The organism is Priestia megaterium (assembly GCF_046599315.1).
Lineage (GTDB): Bacteria > Bacillota > Bacilli > Bacillales > Bacillaceae_H > Priestia > Priestia megaterium_F.
Genome location: NZ_JBKIKC010000014.1, coordinates 86,182 through 110,774, shown reverse-complemented (window position 1 = coordinate 110,774; position 24,593 = coordinate 86,182). Strand labels below are relative to the sequence as shown.

The 24,593-nt window shown below is 34.8% G+C and carries 28 protein-coding genes; 8 read left to right on the top strand and 20 right to left on the bottom strand.

Features of this window, described 5'->3' with window-relative positions; translation table 11 throughout:
- Positions 1-158 precede the first annotated feature (158 nt).
- From ACLHDF_RS25950 to ACLHDF_RS25905, 10 genes are all read right to left on the bottom strand, one after another.
- A complete protein-coding gene (locus tag ACLHDF_RS25950; protein ID WP_413921422.1) occupies positions 159-1,292 on the bottom strand; it encodes an FtsK/SpoIIIE domain-containing protein in 1,134 nt (377 codons plus the stop codon).
- 12 nt (positions 1,293-1,304) lie between these two features.
- Positions 1,305-1,604, bottom strand: coding sequence for a hypothetical protein (locus ACLHDF_RS25945; protein ID WP_413921421.1), 300 nt, complete (start codon positions 1,602-1,604; stop codon positions 1,305-1,307).
- A gap of 449 nt (positions 1,605-2,053) precedes the next feature.
- Positions 2,054-2,869, bottom strand: coding sequence for an undecaprenyl-diphosphate phosphatase (locus tag ACLHDF_RS25940; protein ID WP_413921420.1), 816 nt, complete (start codon positions 2,867-2,869; stop codon positions 2,054-2,056).
- Positions 2,870-3,058: 189 nt separating this feature from the next.
- Positions 3,059-3,850: a DUF817 domain-containing protein gene (locus tag ACLHDF_RS25935; RefSeq protein ID WP_413921428.1), complete on the bottom strand. Its 792-nt coding sequence runs from the start codon at positions 3,848-3,850 to the stop codon at positions 3,059-3,061.
- A gap of 138 nt (positions 3,851-3,988) precedes the next feature.
- On the bottom strand, positions 3,989-4,210 hold the full coding sequence (locus tag ACLHDF_RS25930; protein ID WP_034656243.1) for a helix-turn-helix domain-containing protein: 222 nt from the start codon (positions 4,208-4,210) through the stop codon (positions 3,989-3,991).
- A gap of 10 nt (positions 4,211-4,220) precedes the next feature.
- A complete protein-coding gene (locus ACLHDF_RS25925; RefSeq protein ID WP_413921419.1) occupies positions 4,221-4,697 on the bottom strand; it encodes a DUF2975 domain-containing protein in 477 nt (158 codons plus the stop codon).
- A gap of 611 nt (positions 4,698-5,308) precedes the next feature.
- A complete protein-coding gene (gene arsC, locus ACLHDF_RS25920) occupies positions 5,309-5,731 on the bottom strand; it encodes an arsenate reductase (thioredoxin) (RefSeq protein ID WP_413921418.1) in 423 nt (140 codons plus the stop codon).
- 23 nt (positions 5,732-5,754) lie between these two features.
- Positions 5,755-7,053 (bottom strand): arsenic transporter, encoded by a 1,299-nt coding sequence (locus ACLHDF_RS25915; RefSeq protein WP_413921417.1) that lies wholly within the window; start codon positions 7,051-7,053, stop codon positions 5,755-5,757.
- Between the two features lie 18 nt (positions 7,054-7,071).
- A complete protein-coding gene (locus ACLHDF_RS25910) occupies positions 7,072-7,419 on the bottom strand; it encodes an ArsR/SmtB family transcription factor (protein ID WP_413921416.1) in 348 nt (115 codons plus the stop codon).
- A gap of 173 nt (positions 7,420-7,592) precedes the next feature.
- Positions 7,593-8,081 carry an arsinothricin resistance N-acetyltransferase ArsN1 family A gene (locus ACLHDF_RS25905; RefSeq protein ID WP_413921415.1) on the bottom strand — a complete coding sequence of 163 codons (489 nt, stop codon included), beginning with the start codon at positions 8,079-8,081 and terminating at the stop codon, positions 7,593-7,595.
- 376 nt (positions 8,082-8,457) lie between these two features.
- Here ACLHDF_RS25905 and ACLHDF_RS25900 point away from each other — a divergent pair, with 376 nt between their 5' ends.
- The gene (locus tag ACLHDF_RS25900) at positions 8,458-8,751 is read left to right on the top strand and encodes an ArsR/SmtB family transcription factor (protein WP_413921427.1); all 294 of its coding nucleotides are present in this window, start codon (positions 8,458-8,460) and stop codon (positions 8,749-8,751) included.
- Positions 8,752-8,831: 80 nt separating this feature from the next.
- Positions 8,832-9,266 carry an ArsI/CadI family heavy metal resistance metalloenzyme gene (locus ACLHDF_RS25895; protein WP_221791407.1) on the top strand — a complete coding sequence of 145 codons (435 nt, stop codon included), beginning with the start codon at positions 8,832-8,834 and terminating at the stop codon, positions 9,264-9,266.
- A 92-nt stretch (positions 9,267-9,358) separates the two neighbouring features.
- Here ACLHDF_RS25895 and ACLHDF_RS25890 read toward each other — a convergent pair whose 3' ends face one another.
- The 5 genes from ACLHDF_RS25890 to arsL all read right to left on the bottom strand — a co-directional run bounded on the left by ACLHDF_RS25890 (position 9,359) and on the right by arsL (position 14,145).
- Positions 9,359-10,501: an anion permease gene (locus tag ACLHDF_RS25890; RefSeq protein ID WP_413921414.1), complete on the bottom strand. Its 1,143-nt coding sequence runs from the start codon at positions 10,499-10,501 to the stop codon at positions 9,359-9,361.
- A 122-nt stretch (positions 10,502-10,623) separates the two neighbouring features.
- A complete protein-coding gene (vcpD, locus tag ACLHDF_RS25885; protein ID WP_075422214.1) occupies positions 10,624-10,995 on the bottom strand; it encodes an ArsD-related vicinal cysteine protein VcpD in 372 nt (123 codons plus the stop codon).
- A 13-nt stretch (positions 10,996-11,008) separates the two neighbouring features.
- Positions 11,009-12,118 (bottom strand): GTP-binding protein, encoded by a 1,110-nt coding sequence (locus tag ACLHDF_RS25880; protein WP_413921413.1) that lies wholly within the window; start codon positions 12,116-12,118, stop codon positions 11,009-11,011.
- 19 nt (positions 12,119-12,137) lie between these two features.
- Positions 12,138-12,857 (bottom strand): aquaporin, encoded by a 720-nt coding sequence (locus ACLHDF_RS25875; RefSeq protein WP_413921412.1) that lies wholly within the window; start codon positions 12,855-12,857, stop codon positions 12,138-12,140.
- Between the two features lie 13 nt (positions 12,858-12,870).
- Positions 12,871-14,145, bottom strand: coding sequence for an arsinothricin biosynthesis radical SAM protein ArsL (gene arsL, locus ACLHDF_RS25870; RefSeq protein WP_413921411.1), 1,275 nt, complete (start codon positions 14,143-14,145; stop codon positions 12,871-12,873).
- Positions 14,146-14,725: 580 nt separating this feature from the next.
- Between arsL and ACLHDF_RS25865 the strand changes: the two genes are divergently transcribed.
- Positions 14,726-15,979 (top strand): tetratricopeptide repeat protein, encoded by a 1,254-nt coding sequence (locus ACLHDF_RS25865; protein WP_413921410.1) that lies wholly within the window; start codon positions 14,726-14,728, stop codon positions 15,977-15,979.
- A 14-nt stretch (positions 15,980-15,993) separates the two neighbouring features.
- On the opposite strand, the gene ACLHDF_RS25860 is transcribed toward ACLHDF_RS25865, so the two are convergent.
- From ACLHDF_RS25860 to ACLHDF_RS25850, 3 genes are read right to left on the bottom strand one after another with little or no spacing between them, the layout of a single operon-like run.
- Complete coding sequence (locus ACLHDF_RS25860; protein ID WP_221791416.1) at positions 15,994-16,284, bottom strand: ArsR/SmtB family transcription factor; 291 nt, start codon at positions 16,282-16,284, stop codon at positions 15,994-15,996.
- Positions 16,285-16,286: 2 nt separating this feature from the next.
- Positions 16,287-17,510 carry an ATP-grasp domain-containing protein gene (locus ACLHDF_RS25855; RefSeq protein WP_413921409.1) on the bottom strand — a complete coding sequence of 408 codons (1,224 nt, stop codon included), beginning with the start codon at positions 17,508-17,510 and terminating at the stop codon, positions 16,287-16,289.
- 11 nt (positions 17,511-17,521) lie between these two features.
- The gene (locus ACLHDF_RS25850) at positions 17,522-17,815 is read right to left on the bottom strand and encodes a carboxymuconolactone decarboxylase family protein (protein WP_221791420.1); all 294 of its coding nucleotides are present in this window, start codon (positions 17,813-17,815) and stop codon (positions 17,522-17,524) included.
- Between the two features lie 199 nt (positions 17,816-18,014).
- On the opposite strand from ACLHDF_RS25850, the gene ACLHDF_RS25845 reads away from it, so the two are divergent.
- The 4 genes from ACLHDF_RS25845 (at position 18,015) to ACLHDF_RS25830 (ending at position 20,143) form a co-directional block, all read left to right on the top strand.
- Positions 18,015-18,467: a MarR family winged helix-turn-helix transcriptional regulator gene (locus ACLHDF_RS25845; RefSeq protein WP_413921408.1), complete on the top strand. Its 453-nt coding sequence runs from the start codon at positions 18,015-18,017 to the stop codon at positions 18,465-18,467.
- A gap of 90 nt (positions 18,468-18,557) precedes the next feature.
- Positions 18,558-19,460 carry a permease gene (locus tag ACLHDF_RS25840; protein ID WP_413921407.1) on the top strand — a complete coding sequence of 301 codons (903 nt, stop codon included), beginning with the start codon at positions 18,558-18,560 and terminating at the stop codon, positions 19,458-19,460.
- Positions 19,461-19,475: 15 nt separating this feature from the next.
- On the top strand, positions 19,476-19,610 hold the full coding sequence (locus ACLHDF_RS25835) for a hypothetical protein (RefSeq protein ID WP_257064497.1): 135 nt from the start codon (positions 19,476-19,478) through the stop codon (positions 19,608-19,610).
- Between the two features lie 356 nt (positions 19,611-19,966).
- Positions 19,967-20,143: a hypothetical protein gene (locus ACLHDF_RS25830; protein WP_413921406.1), complete on the top strand. Its 177-nt coding sequence runs from the start codon at positions 19,967-19,969 to the stop codon at positions 20,141-20,143.
- Positions 20,144-20,403: 260 nt separating this feature from the next.
- Here ACLHDF_RS25830 and ltrA read toward each other — a convergent pair whose 3' ends face one another.
- Positions 20,404-22,200: a group II intron reverse transcriptase/maturase gene (gene ltrA, locus ACLHDF_RS25825; RefSeq protein ID WP_071275544.1), complete on the bottom strand. Its 1,797-nt coding sequence runs from the start codon at positions 22,198-22,200 to the stop codon at positions 20,404-20,406.
- A gap of 649 nt (positions 22,201-22,849) precedes the next feature.
- The gene (locus ACLHDF_RS25820) at positions 22,850-23,041 is read right to left on the bottom strand and encodes a hypothetical protein (RefSeq protein WP_413921405.1); all 192 of its coding nucleotides are present in this window, start codon (positions 23,039-23,041) and stop codon (positions 22,850-22,852) included.
- 130 nt (positions 23,042-23,171) lie between these two features.
- On the opposite strand from ACLHDF_RS25820, the gene ACLHDF_RS25815 reads away from it, so the two are divergent.
- Positions 23,172-24,548 carry an SEC-C metal-binding domain-containing protein gene (locus ACLHDF_RS25815; RefSeq protein ID WP_413921404.1) on the top strand — a complete coding sequence of 459 codons (1,377 nt, stop codon included), beginning with the start codon at positions 23,172-23,174 and terminating at the stop codon, positions 24,546-24,548.
- The last annotated feature ends 45 nt before the right edge of the window (positions 24,549-24,593 follow it).

Here is a 24,593-nt window from a genome sequence, read left to right as displayed (position 1 = left end):
GAGCCCTAACCGATATAAACGTACCATCACGCTATTGCATGCATTAATAGGCGATTTCAGCTGTTTAAAGAAGAGTTCCACTAATGAGTCTCGGTCCACAGCTCGAAACTGATTGATAAACCTAATGATGTCTTTATCACGCTGAGATAACCGAAAGCTCATCGTTGTTCCTCCTTCTCTAATAACCCAAAGATAGGCTGTGGTACGACCTCAAGCTGAGGTTCAGGGTCTTTTACGCGTGTTTTATAAGGAGAAAGTATTTCCTTGCAAGCTTCTTCATCTAAGAAAAAGGCTTGAAACTCTTTCACGTCATCAATTTTAATTTTCATGCGCCCCCTGGCTGCAGCATCGATTTCTTCTGCGCCTATCACTCCGGCTACTTTTGCATTTGTAGCATCGGCTTGCCTTCCAGAGATTCGTACTCGTAAGTTCGCCTTTAACGCTGAATTTAATAAGTCCGCGTCAGGACGCTGCATCGCAATAATGGTATGAACGCCTAACGCACGGCCTTGGCTGGCAAACTGTTGGATCATCTCTACAAGCTCCGTTTCTCTCTTCACTATGGACATTTCATCAATTACCACAACGATACGAGGGAGCTTAAAAGGTAGCCTGCTTATATGTGTGACCCCATGCTCTAACAATAAATCGCCTCGTCGATACATTTCAGCTCGTAATAATGCAAAAGGTTTTCTCATATCCTTTGCCTCAAAACAAAGCGCATCCACATGCTCAATTCCATGAAACAAGCCCAAATCAGCACGCTTTAGATCGACTAATACCAAACGTAACTCATCAGGCGATGAATGTTTCACCCATGTTGTGAGGATGACACGCATGAGACTACTTTTTCCGGCTCCAATTTCACCAGAAATCAGTAACGTTTCTAAATCGGAAAAATCCCATGAAACGGGGTTTCCATAGATATCTTGACCAATGCATACTGGGAGTTCCATTCCTTCAATATGAGGGTGAATGACTTCATAATTATAGGTAAGCATCTTAGGGAGGCTTCTGTGATGAACGGTGATACTAAAGTTCTTTAAACTACCGTGGATTTCGATGTTGCTGCCTAATACTTGCCGTAATGCCCACCTTTTTTTGTTTAAAAGCTCAGGATCAATGCCATTTAGTAAAGAAAAGACATACCTCGTATAGGTATGATGGTTATCGATTTGATGAATTTTGGGAAACAGATAGGAGGTACAGTCTCCGCGTTTCACCATCCGGTAAATCTCTGCCGTACGAAACGCTTTAATCAATTGGCCACGCAATTTGAGTTTTTCAAACATGAACATTCCTCCTTAAAACATAAAGGTCGCAAAAAAATAAATCAAGGCGCTATAGAAGGTGACAGGCAAGATAAAGCGCATCACCTTTGCGAACTGATCAACCAGATCAATGACACCCCATCGCTCTAGTATGCGTTCGATAATGGCAATTCCTAAGACAATGCCTCCTATGGCTAGAATAGTGGGGTCAAGCATGGCAAGTGGACTAAACGGAACAAAGGAATACGCCTTGAAAGGACGAGGTCTCGAAAGAGATGATGGGAGGGTTAAAGGAAAGATCTTTCGAAAAGGAAACCTTTGTGTTTTTCTCATGTTGGTACCTTCTTTCATTCTTTTTATTTGTTTGTCTTTTATGTACCTGTTATTTCAGCTCAATCCATTCGGTCGCCCCCTTCGCCTCTTCGGCTCAGCTCCCTTACAGATTTCATGAAGGGCTTCACTAGGCGTATACTGCTTGTATTAACGCGGTAACGTTACTGAACTAGCTACTGATTACGTAATAAAGTTACAATTCCTTAGATACTATGTAGCTACTGCAGTAAGCTTGCCTGTCCACTCGAAAAATAAAAAAAAACCCTTACTGCAGTAAGGGATCATTCCAGAAATTCTGTACGTTAAGCTAAATTTTAAAAAGCCGATTTCCAGTAAGGAATCGGCTTTTTTAATTTAGCTTATTGAACTAAACCCCTAATATTTCAATATAATTAGAAATTGAAGATTTTTTAAAAGAATAGATTAAATGAACTTTTTTATTAATAATCTTAGAAGAAAATTAAAAGTAATGCTCCAACGACGAAACAATAATAGGTAAAATAAACCAGTTTTCCTTTTTTCATAATTCCCATAAACCACTTCATTGCAAAATAGGTCATTAAAAGTGTTGCAATAAATGCCGTTAGATAGGGGATTACTAAGTCTACTTTATTTGTTTCATTCCAAAAGTCTGAAAAACTTAGTATAGCACCTCCGATACTTATAGGTATATACAACATAAATGAAAAGCGAAGTGCAATATCTTGTTTCATTCCAACGGCAATTGCTGAAATAATAGTTGCTCCTGAACGGCTAATTCCAGGAGTTAAAGCGACAGCCTGGCCTAATCCGACAATGAACGCATCTTTAATTGTGAGATTACGCTCATCTTTTATCCCTTTCATATTACGAACTAACCATAGTGCAACCCCTGTTATGAAGAGCATCAACGCAATTGTTGTCATATGCACATTATCGGCAATATAGTCATTTAGTAAAATACCAAGAACCCCAGCTGGAATAGTTCCAATGATTATAAAGCAAAGAAAGCGAAAATCACTTTTAAAACGGCGATTTCCTGTTTTTAAATAGTAAATTGAGTTAATCATAATCCTTATGATATCTTGTCTGTATATGTAAAGTATCGCAAGTAGTGAAGCAGTATTTGTTAATATAGCAAAAGTAAACCCTTGTTCACCTAGCCCCAAAATTTCACTCACTATCATGACGTGTCCACTAGATGACACAGGAATAGGTTCTGTAAATCCTTGAACAAGTCCAATGATAATTAGTTTAATTACATATATAAATTCTGATTCCCTCATTTTACCCTCCCATAGATACTAAATTTATCTAAAATCAAAGGCTATTTATAAAGGAAAAAAGCAACATTTAAACATTGCTATTTCCCATTTATGTTATTCAGAATTTTGTACGATAGGGAACTTCAACTAAAAAAGGGGAATTCCTACTATGCTAAGGCTCCGATCTTTTTGTAAGAAGGTACTTAGCAGTTATAAAGATTGACTAGTCTCTAACTCAGTGGAATTTTTCCCCTTAACCTGCTTTAACGTCGCTACTATAAGGAAGCTAACAATTACTAATAAAAGCCATGAGCTCACCTTACCTAGATGAACGAGACTCCATCCATCGGTTTGGTTTGGATATTCCCAAGCCCCAAAGAACGTTGCAATATTTTCAGCTAGCCATATAAAAAATCCGATGAGAACAAAAGAAAGTGCGAGTGGCATACGGTAGCGAGTTCCATTAACCTCGTATGTGACCCATGATTGCCAAAAGATGATAATTACAAGTCCAGATAACCACCAACGAACGTCAATCCAATAATGGTGGATGAAAAAATTTAAATAAATCGCAGCTGCAAGAGGTACAACTACCAAAAACGGTGGCCACTTAACCAGCTCAACCTTAAATCTCCTCCACGCTTGGCAAAGATAACTCGCTACACTCGCATACATAAATCCACTATACAAAGGCACTCCGAAAATTTTGAAATACCCTTCATCTGGATAAGACCAAGAGCCCATATGTACCTTGAAAAGTTCAAGAGCAAGTCCAATAAGATGGAATACTGTGATAACCTTTAGTTCATCCCGTGTTTCAAGACCAGAACGCACCATCCACCACTGCATCAGAAGGCAGATAATGAGCAGCCAGTCATACCTTGGTAGGAAGGGAAGTGGAATAGCTTGCGTAAGAGCCAGAGAGGCAAAAATAACGACAGGAAACAAACATGATAGGGCCTGCTCCCAACCAAAACGAACCAGTTGTTTTAGTGCTCTCATGACTTGTGCCTCCAAAGGTTCTTTCTGTATATATGTAAGTGCTGCTTGGTATAGTAGCTAAATAGATTTGGGATTGTGTACATAGGTTCACCACCGAATAACTTTCTTTTCCTTTCAATATTAAGTATTTCTACTTTATTAATCTTGGGTGTCTTTATCACTTCGGTATTCTAAAATATCCCCAGGTTGGCATTCTAAGGCTTTACAAATTGCTTCTAAAGTTGAAAACCGAATTGCCTTTGCCTTTCCATTTTTCAAAATAGAAAGGTTGGCCATTGTTATTCCAACCCTTTCCGAAAGTTCTGTAACACTCATTTTCCTTTTAGCCAACATCACATCAATATTAATTATTATTGCCATGTTAATCACCTCAGACCGTTAAGTCATTTTCTGATTTTATATCAATCGCTTGTTGTAAAAGTCTTTTAAGAACAGCAGCAAAGACTGCAATTACCAATGAAGCAAAGATTGGGACCATTCCAACTATTACGAGACCTGGAGCATCATCTTTCTCTGCCATAAGAAAAACAAATGGCATCATTACAACATACAGGCCACTAATTGTCATTGCACAGTATTTTATTTTCTTTAAAGCTATTACGGAGATGTTAGAAAACGCTTTGTTCTTGTCAATATAGATTAAAAGTCGAAACGCCTGATACAACGTGAAAAAATACGGGATAGCTGAAAGATACATAATACTTACAGCAGGATATAGTATGTAGGAATAATCTGGATTTGCTATATTATTAGCTAAATAAAATAAGCCAAATATGCCTAAAGTAAGAACTGGAGCTCCCATAAGAAAAAGAGCTATTTTCAAAAATATTGTTGAGCTTTGTTTCATAATAAAGCACCTCACTTATTTATTGTCCATTTGAATTTAACACACGATTTATTGTTTTACAATAAATTTTTTCTGTTTATTATTATATTGTTATTGATATGAGAATATGCTTTTCATTTCTTAAGAATATAAAAAGCATTTCTCATTACAAAGAAATGCTCTATAAATGTAAATATTCAATTTGTAATCTCACCAACTAACCTGCACCGTTAATCGAAGAACTTACACCAAAAGAACGCAATAAATGAGGATCGATGCATATAAAGGTTGTACGAACGCGGTAACACTAATGGAATAGATACTGATTAACAAGCAAAGTCGTTATTCTTTAGATAATATGTAGCTACTGCAGTAAGCTTGCCTGTCTACTTCTAGAAATAAAAAAGAAACTATACCGCAGTAGGTGATGATTAGATGGTCATAGAGTATGTATTCTTTTTTTATATGCTTGTGGTTGTCCCAGTTGCTTATCTTTTTTATAGATTGGACAAGAGGTAGGAAGATGTCCCAAGGATTAAAGCAGTACATAATGAGAAGCAGAGGAAGCGTGAATAATGATAAATATCAAAATGAAAAGCCGAGAGTTATCCTCTCGGCTTTTTTAATAGCTATTACTTGCCTGTTTCAGCAAAACGGTGAATACGCTCACCAATTTCATCACGCACACGTTGGAAAAATGCCCATTTCTCTTCGTCTGTTCCTTCGGCCTTTGCCGGATCATCAAATCCCCAGTGTTCACGTTTTACATGAGAAGGCGTCACAGGGCAGTGATCTGCTGCATGACCGCATAATGTAACCACTAAATCCGCATTATTTAAAATTTCAGAATCAATGACATCAGATGTTTGGTTTGAGATATCAACACCAGCTTCTTTCATTGCTTTTACAGCGTTAGGATTCAGCCCATGAGCTTCTAATCCCGCACTACGTACATCCCATTCATCATTTTTTAGATATTTTTTTGCCCAACCTTCAGCCATTTGACTACGGCAAGAGTTACCAGTACATAAGAAGTAAATTGTTTTTTTAGACATGTGTCAAATCTCCTTTTAAAATGTTATGAAATAATGAGTAACCAAATATATAAACCAACAAGCGTAATAAACAGTGTTGGAATGGTTAAAATGATGCCTGTTTTAAAATACGTTCCCCATGAAATCTTTACGCCTTTCGTTGATAGAACATGTAGCCATAAAAGTGTAGCTAGGGAGCCGATTGGTGTAATTTTAGGTCCTAAATCTGAACCAATGACATTTGCATAAATCAAAGCTTCTTTTATCGTTCCTGTTGCATGAGTTGCGTCAATGGCTAAGGCGTCAATCATGACTGTTGGCATATTGTTCATGATTGATGAAAGAATGGCTGCAATGAATCCCATACCAATTGTTGCAGCAAACAATCCTTGGTCAGCTGTTGTCTGAATAAGACTTGCTAATACTTCTGTTAGGCCAACATTACGCAATCCATAGACAACGACATACATACCAATGGAAAAGAAAACAATCGCCCAGGGAGCTCCTTGCAATACTTTTTTCGTTTGAACTACAGAGCTTTGTCTTGCTATTCCTAAGAAGAAAATAGCGATAATTCCTGCAATAATAGACACTGGAATATCAAAAAATTCACCAATAAAGTAACCAAGAACTAAAACGATTAAGACAATTCCTGATAACCGGAACGTTTTCTCATCTTTAATGGCATCAACTGGTTTCTGTAAATCGTTTAGATTGTATTTCTTAGGGATACTTTTACGGAAGTATAAGTATAAGACAAGAATACTTGCCAGAAGTGAAAATAAATCCGGCACAATCATGCGTGATGCAAACTCAGAAAAACGAATGCCAAAAAAGTCAGCTGATACGATATTAACTAAGTTACTTACAACCAAAGGTAATGATGTTGTATCCGCGATAAATCCACTTGCGATAATGAATGGAAAGACCATTTTATCTTCAAATTTTAATGCTCGTACCATGGCTAATACGATTGGCGTTAAAATTAAGGCTGCTCCATCATTGGCGAACAATGCTGATACTACAGCTCCAAGGAGTGACACATAGACGAACATGCGAACACCATTGCCTCCTGCAGCACGTGCCATATGTAAAGCTGCCCACTCAAAGAATCCAATTTCATCTAAAATTAAGGAAATAATAATAACGGCAATAAACGTCAGTGTTGCATTCCATACGATTCCTGTTACATCAAGAACATCATGAAAATCAACAACACCTGCTAAAAGCGCTAAAACGGCTCCTCCGCATGCTGACCAACCAATTGATAAATTCTTAGGTTGCCAAATTACAAAAACTAATGTCACTAAAAAGATCAGTGATGCTAAAACAACTGATGTCAAAGTTAAAACCTCCAATTACTAACAACAACTAATGCGTAACCCTTGTTTCTCTAATTCAATTAAACGCTCATCCTGATTTGGCAGCGAATCGAGTATACGTACCAGAAAATCATAATGTTCGTGTATTTGATTAATTGAATAGAAAATCCATTGACCTTTTCTCTTTTCTTTTACTAGTCCAATGTCTTTTAACTTGCGTAAATGCTGACTAATTGAAGGTTGGCTTGCTTCATAAATTTCAACTAATTCACAAACACAGCATTCATTTGTTTGTAAAAGTTTCATCATTGATAAACGTGTTTTATCTCCTAATAACTTAAGGATTTGAGCTGCCTTTTCAATCTCAATCGAATTTGTTGTTTCCATTAAGAAACACCTCCTAATTATCATATAATGATTTATTTATATATTTATATCGATAATATACTTGCTTTCGTTATTATTTACAACCTTTTTATTAAAATTTATTAAAAGGAATTACACCAAATCAAATTTCATAAAAAAAGGCCTCTAAACGATTCCTTAGAGGCTTTTATGAATTATTTAAGAATTTTTTCCATTACCATCACATCTACATGCTTATTATCTAATATTCCTTGTTCATAAAAAACTCCAACTTCTCGAAACCCTAAACCACGATATAGTTTCTGACCTGCTTCATTGAAAGGAAAAGTTGATAAAACCAACTTATGAAATTTATTTTTCTTTGCTATAACTTCTAAGGTGTGTACTAAAGCTTTCCCAATCCCTTTTCCTCTATTCTCACGATTAATATAGACGGATACATCAGCTACGCCATTATATGCACAGCGATGGGAATAAGGGTTTAAAGAGGCCCAGCCTACAATTTCATTTTCTTTTTCAGCTACAATAACCTCATACCGATCGTTGCGATGGTATAGCCACTCCTTTATGTATGGTAAGTCCTTTAGATCCTCCTCTAAAGTAGCAATTCGGTCTTCAATTCCTTCGTTATAAATACTTAAAACTTGTGGTAAGTCCTCTTCTTTCATGATTCGAACATTCATAAAACTCCCCCTATCTTAAGTCTTTATTTATTATATCAATTTTTTTTGATGTATTAATTGATTTCTGTATTTTCAATTGTTATGATTAATACATTAAGAAATTTTGATTCAATCAATGTGAGGTTAAAAAATGAGAATTAACAATTCAGGAAACCTATCTGTAGAGTATTTTCATGCTTATTTCCGGTTAGTCACTAATACACAAAATATAAACAAAAATGAAGCTAAAACCCTTATATTCAAACGTTTTTTTCATAATGATCCAATGTTACGCGGAAAAACCACGTATACAAATTTTGAAAAAGCATACGATACATTTAACTATTAGATCAAAAAAAGTTGATTAAGGAGAAGAATAATGGATACAGTAAAAGATATGAAGCAAACATTTGAACAATACGAACAAAAATTTAAAGCTCTTGCAGATCAAAAACGCCTAGAAATTATGTATGAACTTTGCCAACGAGGTCAAACTTGTGTATGTGATTTAACCGAATTCTTTGGTATATCGCAGTCCAAGCTATCCTACCACCTTAAAATTTTATTGGATGCCGATTTAATTACGAAAGAAAAGAAGGGAACTTGGAATTACTATGATTTAAATAATGAACAACTAAATCATCTATTATCTGAGAAGCTATGTTGTTTATTTAAAAATAAAAAAGGATAATTTTATCCTTATTTTTTCATCTTATAAATCAACTTTTTTTGATTTAATGGAAAGGTTATATTACTAAGGAGGAATTTTAAATGAAATATGTTCATGTAGGGATTAACGTAACGAATTTAGACCAATCGATTGAGTTTTATCAAAAAGTATTTGGTGTAAAGCCTGAAAAGGTAAAAGAGGATTATGCGAAGTTTCTATTAGATGAACCAGGACTTAATTTCACTCTAAATGTACGTGATGAAGTAAATGGGAACCAAGTAAACCACTTTGGATTCCAAGTTAATAACGCAGAAGAAGTAATTGCTCATAAAGAGCGATTAGAGAAAGAAGGGTTCTTTGCACGTGAAGAGATGGATACTACATGCTGCTATGCTGTTCAAGATAAATTTTGGGTAACAGATCCAGACGGAAATGAGTGGGAATTCTTTTATACAAAAGCAAATAGTGATGTTCACAAGATTGGACCGGATGTAGGTCCAAATGAAAAAGTCCCTAATACTAACTCTTGCTGCTAAATGAAAAGCCTACCTCTTAACGGAGGCAGGCTTTTTTTATGAAGCTCTAAATGTTCTTCTATTTAGTCAATTGTATAAAAATATAATGGCTGTTAAAGGATCAACTTTAGAATATAATAGAAAATCATTGCAATAATTCCGGCACCCGGTAAAGTAACAACCCAGGATAGAATAATCTCTCTAATAACTCCGAAATTCATTGCTTCTCGTCCATTTTTTAATCCAGCTCCAATAATAGAAGAAGTGCTTACGTGGGTTGTAGAAGCCGGTAATCCAAATTGACTCGAGGCCATAACTAAAGAGGTGGTAGTGAGCACTGCTGATAAGGAGCTATTTTCATCTAATTTAGTCACTTTTTTTGCTAATAATTCTGTTACTGGCAGCCCTTTAATTAAGCTCCCTAGGCTCATCGCTACAGTAACTAAGATGAAGAATGAAAATGGTAAGGTACTGCCTTGCTCCGAGGAACCATTTAATACAGAGACTAGTAAAGCAATTGCTACAATTTTTGGTGTATCATTGACCGATCGAACGAAACAAATTAAACCACTAGAGATCCATGCAATCCCTTTTCCTACTTGGGGATTGATTTTAATTTTATCTACAAATAAATTAAGGAACCAAGCTATACATAAGCCTAATACTGGACTAAGAAGTAAAGGTAAAACAAATTTACTTCCAAGATTCCCCCACAATACACTAGATACACCTTGTGAGATACATGCAACTAAGATAACTGCTCCGATAATGGCATGTGTTGTAGAAACAGGTAATGAAAATTTAGTGGCAAGTGCTACCCAAAGAGTTGCCCCTAGTGCCATAGCCAAAGCCATGATACCCGTGAGTTGATATTCTGAATTCATTAAACCGGCAGTAAATAAACCAACTAGTTTAGAAGCAAGAAAGAAGGAGCATACTCCTCCAATTACAGTCATGACAACGCCATATATTATAGCTGTTAACGCACTAGCGTAACCAGAAGCTACTAATGAGGATACACCTTTAGAAACATCGTTTCCTCCATTTTCTGCTGCTAACCAAGCAACAACACATAACCCGATAAAGGTTATAAAAGACCCCGATGGCACAATATTGGTTATCACAAAGGAAGTTGTAGTTAAAATGGCGATGATTAGACCTGTTAAAGGGTTAGTCCCAATATTTAATTTCTTTCTTAAACCTGTTTGAACTGCTATATCTGTACTTATCTTTTGATTTTGCATCTCTATTTTCAAACCCTTTCATCCTGATATAATTTTTTAGCTTTTAGAAAGCTTATCTCTTTATTTAGAAGCCAATGTTTTATTTATATAGATCTTATTTTAAATAAGGAGCCAGTTTACTGGCTCCTTACTACTTAGCTAAATTCTTTTACCACTAGTTCTAAGTGAGGTTTAGTTGCAAAGCTTACTAAGTTCCCGTTTACAACTACAGCTGGTGTTACATACTTAAGGATTGTATCCTCGCTTATATGCTGAAATCCTCTTTGTTTAATTAATTCGCTGAGTTTTTTCTGAGCCATTACTCGATCCATTGAAATATCGTAATTATAAAGATGCACATTTACCGATTTATCAAAGTGCTCCTTTAATTGCTCTTTTAACTCAAGGCTTTCTTCATAAAAATTTTGACTATCTTCGCAGCAGCCAGTATCCTCATCTGAATTTGGTTCACAACATTGAGCACCTGATATACTTGGGAAGATTTCGATTAAATCACTTGTTTTCATTTATATCCTCTCCTTACAATACTTCGTATAAACGATGAACAGGCTTTGGTGGTAATGGGCTAAAGCACTCATTATATGTCTCAGTCCATTTCGTACCAAACTCTTGATTAAGCGCACCGATGGCATCTGCTACAACTAGATTTAAGATTGCTGGGGATGCTTCAATACGTATATTTAATACCACTCGTAGTTGTTTTGCATCGTGTACATTTTCTTCAGTAAACGTTGGGTCATCACCTGTATGAACCATACTTGCTTTCACATATCCATTTTCAAGTCCTACATGAACTTTTAAATGAGCAATAGCCATTTTTTCTCTTACAAAGTGAGCATTTAATCTATCTAAGAAGTTTGTAGCCCATTGACGTGGATCTACATCTTGATCAGAACTTAAATCACCTAGGATGTTCATCCAAGCTAATTGTGCTTCTCCTTCCGCATATCGTTCGTAATCGATATCAAGAACTTTATCTCCGCCTAAATCTGTTGTTAACCATGTTTCAGTTAATAGATCAAGGTTATCTCCTCTTTCTGCAGAGATGGTTTGGATCACAGTTTGTGGATAGCGTTGTTGTAAATAGTTATATAGTTTTTCAATTTCTTCAGAAGAGTAACGATCTAATTTGTTGAGCGTAATGATATCTGCTTCAGCTAATTGTTTCTCAAAAATATAACTTACTGATTGTGAAAAAGAAGGTCTTGTTTCATCCGTAGCATTTAACTCATGCATCAATCTAGCTGGATCAACAACAATCGTTAAAGGTGCAGTCTTAAACTGTTCTGAATAATACTGCTTTAAAGGTTGGATTACAGTAGCAGCTAAATCCGTACAACTTCCTACAGCTTCTGCAATGATGACATCCGGTTGTTTTTCCTCTAATAAACCAGTTAAATTCTCGTATAGGTCTTCAAATTGACAGCAGAAACATCCGCCTGTTACTTCTTTTGTATCTAAGCCGTTTTTACGAGCTAGTTCAGTATCAATTAACTCTTTCCCTTGATCATTTGTTACAATGGCAACACGATAACCTTGCTCCTCAAGTTTTAAAGCAGAATTAATCATTGTAGTTGTCTTACCAGCCCCTAAAAATCCTCCAAGTAACACTAATTTTGCAGTTTTCATTTTCATTCCCCCTGATTATTTACTCTTCTTCGTGAAGTATTTTATAAATGAAGGCAGCACTAATGGCACCTAATACAGTGGCTATTAGGTAGATCCATAGCGTACTAACCGTACCTGATACGATTGCAGGTCCAAATGATCTAGCAGGATTCATTGAAGCTCCACTAATTGGACCACCAAACATTGCTTCTAGAGCTACAGTTGCTCCTATTGCCATGCCAGCAAATGCTTTGACTGCTTTACCATGTACAGCTGATGTTAAAATCACCATCATTAGTACAAATGTCAAAACAAACTCTAAAACGAAGCTTTGAGTCCAAGAACCACTAGGTAGAGTAGCTCCCAAGTTCGCTACGTTCCCAAACATAAACAATAAAGTAATGCTTGAGGCTGAAGCTGCGATTAATTGAGTAAAAAGGTATAGTGTAGCTTCTCTTTTGTTGATTTCACCAAGAAATAGAAATGCGAGTGTGACTGCTGGATTAAAATGAGCTCCTGAGATATGTCCAAATGAATAAATTAAAGCCAATACAACCAAACCAAATGTGAAGGCTACTCCAACATGAGTTAGACTCTTTGTAAGGGAGTCGACGACAATTGCTCCTGTCCCTGCAAAAACAAGAAAATAGGTTCCAATAAACTCTGCTATTAGTTTCTTCTTTATTTCTGCGTAAGGATCTATCTTTGGCAAGACATGCGTTTGTCCAACAGGAGCTGCTACCATAGATTTCTCAGCCACTAGTTATTCCTCCTTAACATTTCAAGCAGCATCGCTTAAAGATGCCCTCTTCAGCTGGCGTTAACATTTCAAAGTAAAGCTCGTCCAGTTTAGGATCTGGATGCTTCCAATCATAGTGGAATTCATGTTCTTCTAAATCCAAGGCTTTAATAGACTCTTTATGTAATAATGGAGAGCCTTTATACAAATATAGTCTTGTTTCATATTGAATTGGATCTACTATATTTCCTAGTTGGTTATCCTCTACAAAAGTTCTGAATGTCGTCAGATCTTCAAATTTAGTCCATGGGTTAAACATGATAAACGTTGGATTCAATTTGATATCAATTTCTCTTAAGTAGGCAATCGCTTCCTCAATGTCTGAAACGGTAGTATTCTTAGCAACCGCATCAAGTACTTCTTCAGAAGGAAATTCTAATGCTGATGTAATAAATTTGACTCCTAAATCTTTCATTTCTAAAAGGGTTTCTTTATTTTCTAAGATGTGATCTACTCGGGTAGTGAAATCATATGTTAAGTTTGGAAATTCTTCATGAAGTTTACGTAAGATCTTAATTCCATGGTGTTTTGCATTAAAGAAATCCGCATCAATGAATGTAAGGTGAGTCATTCCTCCTGCTACAAGATTTCGAATATCTTCTAACACAATGTCTTCTGGAACTAAAATAACTTTTCCATCGTATGCTGCAAATACTGAACAGTATAAGCATTTATGATGACAGCCTCTAGCAATTTCAGTTGAGCCTACAACTTCTTCTGATCCTAAAATATGATTAATTTGTTTTTGAGGGTATTTATACAATGGTGGTAGTAAGTCTCGTGAAGGTATATCTAGATGATTACGTGCCATATAAGGATGAATTGATTCCCCTTTTATAGCTTGTTCTGCACTTAATAATCCTGGTATATTCTCTTGTACATCACCAGAAAGATGTTTAGCTAGTAGTGTTAATGGATGTTCCCATTCCCCGCAAATACAGGAGTTACTATACTTTCCAGCTAAACGATTAGCGTTAATTGTTGCATGTTGTCCAAAAAAAGTGATGTGAGCTTCTGGATTAAGATCTGCGGCACGTTTTGCGATCTCGATTCCAGCATGCACTGCATCGAATAACGGAACAGAAATAGCGATTAAATCTTTATCTAAAAATTTATCTTCAACTATTCCTTCAACGTAAGTATCTAAAACTGAAACGTTAAAGCCGGCTTTGATTAATGGAGTTGCTGCTGTGGCTATTGTATTTGGTTGAAAGCCACCTTCAAAATTTGAAACCAGTAAAACATTCATTAATGAACCCTCCTAATTTCTCTTATGGCCAAACTGGATCTGTCATCATGATAATGATGGCGGCTGCCATCGTCGCGTACATAAACCAAGGTTTATAGCGTATTTTCATTTTTCTCCCTCCGTTCTTTGATTGCTGTGATTTTTTCCTAATAAGCATTTAATTTACTTAAACACGTGGCCAAACTGGGTCCGACATCATGATAATAGTAGCTGCTGCAATTGTAGCCTTCATAAACCAAATCTTATATTTTAATTTCATCGTTATCTCTCCTTTTTTATAATATTCAAACTATTTAAGGTAAACTTGACTTGTTGTCGTCATAATTATGTAAGGCTAATCCTTCTTAACTACTAATCTTCAAATTTTAATCGTATGTTCCTCCTTTTTCATAACACTTAACATTAGTTAACATTTTTATTTTATTATAATCTTTGTTATAAATGTTAATTCATAAGTAAATAGTAATAGATGTGGAATTCATTGTCAACACATTTTGAACATTTAACAAACTGTTTACATTTTGTTCAAAAATGTTAATAATAGAGATAGGAAAATAACGAAAAGATTGGGGTAGTTTTTATGTTAGGTCAGCGCATAAAAGAATTAAGAAAAGAATCCAAGTTAACGCAGCAACATCTATCAGAGGGCATCATTACTAGAAGCTATCTAAGTCAAATTGAAAAAGGACTTGTCCAACCTTCATTTGATGTATTAGAAAAATTAAGCGAAAAACTAGATTGTACGGTCGATGATTTTTTTAAAACCGTTGAAAATAAAGACTTACTTTTATCTCAAGTGAAAAAAGAAATAAAAACAGCCGAAAACCAAGTCAATGCAAATTCATTTGATAAAGTGGAGGCATTTGTTCAGAAAAAAGAGTATTTGTCCCGTGAGGACCTAAATGAGTATGATAAAGGGATTTTAACGTGGATACATGGAAAATATTACGAGTATAAAAAGGACTATAACCACGCGATTACTTTCTTTGAAAAAAGTTTTTATCAACTAGAAAAGGGAAATCATACAAACGAAATGTTGCGTTCACTAGATTCCCTAGGTCATAGTCACAGTCAGGTTCATGATAATGAAAAGGCCCTTCATATCTTAAATAAAGCCTATCGTATCATGATTTATGATCAAATTAGTGGAATGATAAGAATCTCTATTTTAGTTAACTTAGGGATTGTTCATGGTAAGTTAAGAGAGTTTTATTCAGCAATTAATTTCTTAGAAGAAGCGAGAGGTTTAAACGATAGGCTAGGTACGTATTATAAAGCAGGAGAAATCTTTATGGCTCTAGGAGTTTGTAATATGGAGCTGAAGCGTTATAAAGAGGCTAAAATCTCTTATGAACGGGCTCTTAAATACTTTAAGTTGAGTGAAGATAAATACCATGAAGCTGGTACTTATACTAACCTAGGAATCTTATTTTCTTATCAAAAAGACTACTATCAAGCTGATCTTGACTTAAGAACAGCTATAAATATTTATAAACATGTTAAAGCTGAAGAATCTAAAATTATGAACGCACAAGTAGAGCTTGCAAAAGTATATTATCTACAAGAGATTTATGAAAAGGCTGCGTCATTATGTAACGACATTATAAAACCAGATGATAACAATAAGCATAAGGCACAAGCATTTGAACTATTAGGAGATATTAATGATAGATTATCTAATGTAGAAGTGGCGTTGGATAATTATACCGAGGCAAAGAGAATTTTAGTGAGTCAATCTATGCCGTGTGATCATGTATGTAAAAAGGTCGCAGATGTTTACTTTAAGTTAGGAGAGTATCAAAAAGCTGCTGATTCTTATAAAGAATGCTTTTAACAAAAAACAGTGAGTTATCTGGACTCACTGTTTTTTATAATCTCTTGGTAGGCAATAGGTGACAGGATACGCTTGATTTCTTTATCGTTTACCTGATAATAACACCAAGTTCCTCTTTCGCAACGTATGAGTATACCTGCCTCTACAAGCAATTTTAAGTGGTAAGATAATTTTGATTGAGAAATATCAAACTTTTTTTGTAGATCAGAGACACATAACTCCTCACAACAGGAGATTTCCTTTAAAAGTGCAAGTCTAGTTTTATCACTAAGCGCTTTAAATTTATTTTCAACATCTGCAATCATATTTAAATCTCCAATGGATTCTTAATTTTTACGGAAAATCCTTTTTCTACAGAATCTACTTTGCTACTTGAAAGGTTCTGCTCATCTCCATAGACAATAAAATATCCCAAACGATCAAAATTACTTTCAGTTCGTTTGACAGATTCACCATTTTTCACATACCATTTCTGTTCTTTTATATAAGCAGACTGGAACTGTTCATTAAAGGAAACTTTACCTTCCTGATTTGCTAATAAAAATCGAATGGATGCAGAAGGAACAGTGGATGAAGACAAATCTAAAGAATCGATTCCTTTGCCTAGGGTAACAAGAAAAGCTAAGGATTTAAGGTCGATTCCCGTAACTGCTTTAACAAGGTGGGGAATCTCATCGCCTCCAGGTCTAGCGTTCACTTCTACGATTCTTGGCCCTTTATTTGTTAATTTAACTTCAGTATGAGTAACGGCAAAATCCACACCCAAAACAGCTAGACTTTCCTCTACTAGCTCTCTAATTTCCTTCTCTTCATTAGCATGTAAATTCGCAGGGAAATCATGTCCTACTTCAATGGAAAGAGGATACGGGGTTACAAGTTTTTTAGTAATTCCAATAATAGTAGTTTGACCATTTACCGTTACAGACTCAATGCTAAATTCAGGTCCATTTAAGAATTCCTCAATCATTATATCTGCATCAAGACTTTGACCGACAATATTTTTCTCGCTCTGTACAATATGTTTAATAGCTGTTGATATTTCTGCTTCATTATTACATAAGTAAACATTTTTACTGCCAGAATCATTAGATGGTTTAACAATAAGGGGGAAATCAATCCCTTCTAGTTCAGTCTTTAAATCACTTTGTGTATTAATAAGGCGATATTGGACTTCCCCTATACCAGCTTCATTTAATTTCTGTCGGGCCATTTTTTTATTCCTACAGTTTAAACTAGCTTCATAAGGTAGTTTGTACTTTAATTGTAGTAGTTCGCTTATCTTAGATGCTAAAGGAATTCGATATTCATTCATCGTAAAAACTGAAATAATATCAAGTTGATTAGCCAGTTCTAAGCATTTTTCCAATACTACTTCTTCATTGTTTAAATCAATTTCGATAGGGACGTCCACATCAAAAATTTCGTCAAATGAAATCTCTTTCCTCAATAAAATGGTTTTATAACCTTGTTGTTGTACCAATTGAACTTCATTATCTCTAGGACTCACTAAAATAACATATTGATTATCCATAGATCGTCTCCTTATTGGCAGCATGTGGAAGATGGTTTACTCTCTACCTTTACCTCGACTTGATCCTTTAACTTTTGAGCATTCACAGCAATAGCAATAGCTGTTATTTGACCGATTTCTTCTTTAGTAAACCCTAATTGTTTAGCTGTTAGGACCGCATTTTTCAATGTAGCTTGATCATTTAATAAAGTAGCTGAAGTTAAAATAGCTACAACTTTCTCTCTTTCTGGCAGTGTTCCTCCTTCGACTGCTTCAGTAAAAAAAGTATCAAAATAAGAATTTAGTTTTTGATTTAAAGCTAACATGTATTTAGCACTCCTTTTAACTTTATTAACATTTTTATTTTTTATATATAAATGTTTTGTTATGTTAATTAGATAATATAACCTATTTTTAGAACCGTCAACAAAAATTCTGAAAAAATTGGTAATTTAATCATTGACATTTGAAATAGTTGTATTTTACAATTGTTTCAACAAGCAAATAAGGTGTGGTGAAAAGATTATGAACAACGTAGAAGTGGGAAAAGAATCTCATCAATTTCGTCAAATGCTTCAAATTCTAATTAGACGCTTTGGGTTACTCGAAAAAGAGGGTGCACAATGTTGTGGAGTTTCTTTAGTACAGAGTCATATATTATTTGAAGTAGATCGCACAAAAAGCCCGTCTTTAAATGAACTCTCTTCTTCACTAGGTTTAGATAACAGTACATTAAGTCGTCATATTCAAGGGTTGGTAGAACGTAATTTAGTAAGTCGTATACAATCCCCTACTGATCGTAGATATGTAACCATTACGCTTACTCCTGAAGGGGAGCAATATGAAGATGAGATTGCTAAACAGATGAATATATATATTCAAGAAATTCTTTCTAATGTGCCAGAAAACAAACGTGGTCAAGTTTTAGAAAGCATTGATTTAATTCTAGAGGCTATGAGAAACAGCAGTTGCTGTTAATGCCTCTTTTTTAAAAAACAATAGTTGTATTTTGCAACTATTGTAAATATACATAGTTTCGAAGTTTAAATTAATGAGGAGGAATGCTTTATGCCGGATTTAGTAACAAAAGTATTATTAGAGTTTCTATCTTTAAGTAAGAACTTATTAGTTTTATTCCTTGGTATTTCATTTTTTATTAGCTTTATTCAAGCCTACGTACCTTTCGAAAAAGTTGAAAAGTGGATGGGAAATAAAAATCCCTTTTTAGGAAACTTAGCAGGTGCATTACTTGGTTTTATAACACCTTTCTGTTCATGCTCAACAATCCCATTACTTGTAACAATGCTAAATCGTAATGTTCCTTTCCAAACTGTGATGACTTATTTATTTACTTCACCTTTATTAGATCCTTGGATTATTGGATTAATGGCTTATATCTACGGAGTAAAGGTAACAGCTATTTATACCGTTACAACGTTTGTGTTCTCAATGATCATCGGTTGGTATTTAGATAAGAACAACTACAAAGAGCAAGTTAGAAACGTTGTAATTAAAGGTGCCCTACCTGAACAAGATGAAAGACGTCGAAAAGACTTGGTTTTAAATATAAAGGAATCCATTAAGGAAACAATAGATTTAATTCGTTCCGTTGTCGTATATATATTAATCGGGGCATTCGTAGGAGCAATTATTAAAGAGGCAGTGCCAACTGATTTTCTAACATTTATCTCTGATCAAAATCAATGGTGGGTTATACCTGTTGCAGCTATTATTGGTGTTCCATTATACATTCGACTATCAACGATGTTACCGATTGCCCAAGCCTTATTGGTTAATGGATTCCCTATTGCTCCGACAATGGCATTGCTAATAGGAGGTGCTGGTGCAAGTTTACCTGAAATCATTATGTTAAAGAGTATTTTCCGTAAGAAGTTAGTAGGTGCATTTATTGTATCTGTGTTTCTCATGGCAACTGTTTCAGGGTATTTATTTTTAGTATTAGAACTCTAATGGAGGTGCAGGAAAATGGGCTTAATGTCAATTTTTAAAGGAAATAAGAAAGAAAAAGATTGCTGCAATATTGAGATTGTGGAAGTGAAAGACGAAAAGAATACTTGTTGTTCAAGTGAGGCTAATAAAGAGCAAAAGAAAGAAGCTTAAAAAGGAGTGATTGATTATGATGTATGAATTAGAATTCGTACTCCTAGAAGAACAACGTGTAATAGATCATGCATCTCGTCAACAGAGACATGATACTAATTCATCAACTAGAGAAACTTATCTTTCAAAAATAAAAGGTACTGCATCTAGAAATCCCAATGTAACACAATCTAATCCTCAATGTTGTGTACCGTGTTGCTAACACTTTAAATGACAGATAATTTTAAATTGCAAGTATAATTAAGGCGGAATAATGGTATATTGGGAGATAAAACTACCTTAGGAGTTATAAATGAGGAGGTTTTATCTTCCTTTTTTATTCTGTGTTTCTAAATAATAAGACGAGGAGGATTTGTATGAATAATGTTATTAATTTTTACGAGTTTCGCAAACATAGAAAAATCAAGAAGTTTCTTCGTTTCGTTGTAGTAATAGGGATCATTACTATATTTTTTGTGTTTGCTTATCTTTTAATTGTAACAGGAATGCATCACCCTACCGAGTTTCCTTCTTACATTGAGCCTAAACCGTAATATTTGAATGATTAGCCTCCTCACTTAAACTCAAGTATCTATTACTCAACTTTATTGAACATAAACAAAAAGGCCCCTTTAAATTCTGAAGGGACCAGTTATCATCTATTTATATTTTATATACTCTTCTTCAGTCGGGTAGGTCACGAATGTTACCATTCCTTTCCCCCCTAAGAACCGTACGTGTCCCTTTCGGAACATACGGCTCAAGTGTACATTTACCAGTCGGTCTTGAATAGGTTGTACCTTGCAAATACATCCTATAAGTATATTATTGTCTTTCTTTTTCGTAACATTTTAGAAAATGCTTTAGTTTGTTTACCATTTGGAACTGTCCCTTTGGCTGGAAATGTTTTATGCCATAGAATATGGCAAGATGTATGAACCAATGTTAAATTTCTATATTCATTTGTTCCACCGTGAAACTTAGGGTTTTTATGATGAATTTCTAACCCTTCTTCTGTTAGAATTGACGTCTGACATAAAGGGCACTTGTGTTTTTGTGTTTTAGCCAATTTCTGTCTTAATGCGATATTATCTTTGTTAAACTTTTTAATATCTCTGCTTTGATAATACTCTCCTAAGTTATGATCAAAAGGAGAGTTTCGATAAGTAACGGGAACATGTCTTATAATCGGTGTCCAGTTCATTTGAATAAGTTGATATTTCTTATCCTGACTTGTCAATAACCATTTATTCTTGCTTTGACCCCGAATATCGGCATGGAAATATACTGTATTAATCCACTTCCATGGCTTATTTGGATGGAGCCTCTTAAGAAAATGTTTAACCTTTTTCCAAATGTAACTATCCATCTTAGAAAATATCTTCTTTGATGTGACGGTGTTCCAGTAATTCGCATATCCTCGAATGATTGGATTTAAATCTTTAATTAAATTTACTACGTTACTACCTTGTTTCTTTTTAAAACATTCGCGAATTTTCCCTATCATTTTTGATATAGATTTTTTATTTGGTCTGATTAACATTTTCCATAACTGACCCTTTATTTTGTTGACGGGGTATTGCCTGAAATTGAATCCTAAGAAGTCAAATCCTTCACTAATATGGGAAACTTTAGTCTTTTCCGGTGCTAATTCTAGCCCTCGTTTTTCAAGATAAGGCTTTAGCTTTTCATACATACTCATTGCTTCCCTTTTTGTTTCACAAAGGATGACAAAATCGTCTGCATACCTTACGACTGTTTTTGTATCCACTATTTCATTTTGGATTTTTCCTGTCTTTCTTTTAGTAAATCGATATTTCACCCCAATTTCAGCTTCCATACCATGTAAAGCAATGTTCGCAAGAACAGGAGAAATAATTCCGCCTTGGGGTGTCCCTGATTCAGTCATATTAAATACGTTATTATCAATAAAACCTGCTTTTAACCATTTTTGAATAATATCTTTGGCAGGAAAATCTTCGATTTGTTTCAAGATATACTGATGATCTAAATTATCAAAGCACCCTTTAAAATCACCTTCGAAGATCCACTTCTTTTTTGATCTAGCATTCAGCTTTCTGAAAATGATTTCAACTGCATCATGAGGGCTTCTCTTTGGTCTAAAACCGTAAGAAATTGACTCAAATCTTTGTTCCCATTGAGGTTCTAAAGCAAGTTTAACGACATTTTGATAGACCCTATCTACCATTGTTGGGATACCAAGTGGGCGCAATTTAGTATTTCTACCTTTTGGAATATATTTGCGCAGGGTAGGAGACGGATTATGCATGAAAATGTTGTACTTGTACATTTTATTAAACAATTCAGTCCGTTCTTTATTTGAAACAACCTTATACCCGTCTACTCCTGCTGTGCGTTTACCTTTGTTGATTTGAGTGACTCGTCGAATGGATAGTAATAAAGATGCTTTACTTCTCATTAACAATCGTTGCAAGGATTTTACTTTTCTTTTATGTCCAAGACTTTCTGCACGATAAATCCGTTGCTGTAACTTCCTGACATACTGTTCTAATTTAACCCATGGGATGGAATCAAAATCAGTAAGTGGAAGAGTCGCGGACACTATCAATGGTTCGGATGTGCTTATCATCACGTGTCTCCTCCTATTAGTAGTGTAGTTACGTTCCATTTTTTATCGTGTTGTACACCAGTTAAAAGTCAGCACTCTTTCGAGTTATGCCATTGTATTTTTCGTCGGCACTATATGCCATCAACTAATCCCGTTGATTGAGCTTTCACCCCAGCATCATTTGCTTTTTCTAACGTCCTATACCCACTTAAGAATTAGGCTTTCCTTACGGTTTGCTTACCTAAAAGACTTAGGACTTAATTGGGTTTACCAAGTTCAGCTTGTTTCAGATACGAATGGGACAGGCTCCTTCTTTTCACCGCCTGATTTTCGGATATAATAATCAATATGCGGCAAATATTGATCCCTATCAGGTAAACAATGGTATCAGCTTATGCTTTCCATTGGTAGAGATTACGATGTTTATCAAAGGTTTACACTAAGTTAGCCACGAAATAAGTAAGTATACTTGCTATAAGCTACTTCAACTCTTTCTTTACCATTCTTTCTCTAGCACTACGTCCGATATAAGCTATCGATATTTGTGCATTTCACTCTCATGCAACCGAACAATGCCGTTACCAGCAAAGCCGTTTTGAGCGAGAACATCTGTTATACTCAGAAGTTTACTAGCCTAATAAATTAGTATTAGTAACACTGAAACTAGGGATTAAAGCTGCTTGCTTGTCGCACTGCTGCATTCCCTACATTCGCGCAAGAAAACGCCACCTTTTACTGAACTTTTGAAGTAAGCTGAGTTGCAGTTATCGCACCGGCCACTAACCTTATCCGGAAATTCAGCATAGTCGCACACTTTATCAAGATCGATTTCTTGCTCTTTTATTTCTTCCAGGTTGATCACTCTTTTCTATTTGACTGTTATTAGACTAACACAAGTAGTTATGTGTAGGCTGTTTTAATAAATAACTTATTGATGGTAATAAGATGTAAATCTATAATTGATATAAAACTATTTTTAATGAGGGAGAATTATGAAAAGATTTTCTGTGGAAAGAAACATGCAATGCCTTTGTGGTTCTGGGAAAAAGTACAAAAATTGTTGTATAGAGATTTTATCCAACATCTCCGAGCACATGGACATGCAAAAGGAAATTAATCACAAAAACTTTGAATTGGCGCTTAAATATGCACGAGCAAATTTAACTCAGTATATGGAAGGGGTTAAAAGGGAGACAGAGCTATTTCTCTTAACTAATCCAACTATAGGTAAATCTATGCTAAGAGATGATTTAAAGGGATTAGAGTCAATTCTTGAAAGGGTAAAATTCATCTTAGAACAAGGGAATTTGGATATAGATTTTATTTCTATGCTTAATAACCTTAAAACTATTTTTAATAATAAAAATTGGCATGAGATTTTAACATATTATAAAGTGTCATGGTTATATTTTCACCAAGATAACATTGAAGAAGCAGAAGCTATCCTTTATGATTTTTCATACAAGGATATTTCCAACACAAACCTTCTTCAATTGTTTTTGGAAATAAAACGTAATGAATTATCTTTTTCAACCAAAAGTGAAATTCTAGATAAGTTAATTCAAAAAATAAATAGATTCCCTGACAAATTGCAATATATGGCGGCTAAAGGCGTAGAGTATCTTTTCATTGGTGATTCAGAACAAGCAAAACACATATTCATTGATACTATATTAATAGCTGAGAAAAACATAGATACATTTAAAGAAACACATGATTATTTCCAACTTGCAAATCTTTATAATACTGCTGCTTCTTTATGTGAAAATAAAAGTTATGTAGAAAAAGCGATTACTTATTATTTAAAAATTCTTAAAGATAAAAATGCAACTCCGAAGGGAATCTCAAATGCGCTCGTGAGATTAGGAAAAGCCTATATGACCCTAGGGGATCAGACAAAAGCTTTTGAATGTTACTATAAAAGCATTGAGATTGATGAAAATCCCTCAGCAAAAATATTCATTGCAGATGCTTACATTGGTGAAGAGGAATTTAATAAGGCATTTTACGTATTAGAAAATCTGAATAGTGATGAGCTATATGATGAAGAGAAAATGGATTTTATATTTTTGTATGCTCAATTGGTTTTACTTACAAACAATAAGGATAGGGTGGAGGACATATTAATTAAACTAAAAGAACTCAAAGTTTCTTCACAATATTACAATGACATAAAAAATTCTCTAATTATAGACCTTCAAGAAGTATTTTATTCTCCATCTACTCAAAGCGAAGATATTGAAGAAACTAAAGTGAATTGGCTACTACGGAAGATAAATGATTACGTGCAGCTTCAACCAAACTGGAACGGAATTGGTGTAAATATAAATAAGATGATAAGTGACTATCTAGAAAAACAAACTAAATAGGATGTTTAGAGATCTTAACTTATACATTAATTATATTATTAATCA